Here is a 300-nt window from a genome sequence, read left to right as displayed (position 1 = left end):
GTGAACGACGAAGCGCGCCGAGACAAGCGCGTCGCAAGCGCCGTGGCGGGCCTCCAGCCCGTCGATCAGGGACGCCGCGCGCATCAGCCCGGCGCGGTCGCGTTCGACCCCGGCTTCGCGCGCCATCATCTGGCGCAGACGCTTAAGGGCGAGCGGAGGCAGGTCGCGGCCCGGCTCTGCGGTGAGTGCGGGTCCGGCCCGGCGCGTCGAGGTGTGGCAGGCCAGGGCGGCGCGCCGTCCGAAGACCAGCCCGTCCAGAAGAGAATTGGAGGCCAGGCGGTTGGCGCCGTGCACACCGGT

1 pseudogene is annotated in these 300 nt (G+C 73.7%); it reads right to left on the bottom strand.

Going from position 1 to position 300, the window contains the following annotated elements:
• Window positions 1-300 (bottom strand): annotated as a pseudogene (locus E5162_RS14890) (L-aspartate oxidase); the annotation flags it as partial.

The organism is Marinicauda pacifica, from assembly GCF_004793635.1.
Taxonomy (GTDB): Bacteria; Pseudomonadota; Alphaproteobacteria; order Caulobacterales; family Maricaulaceae; genus Marinicauda; species Marinicauda pacifica.
Note: the sequence above shows the minus strand (reverse complement) of the source record. Positions and strands in the feature narration are given on the sequence as shown.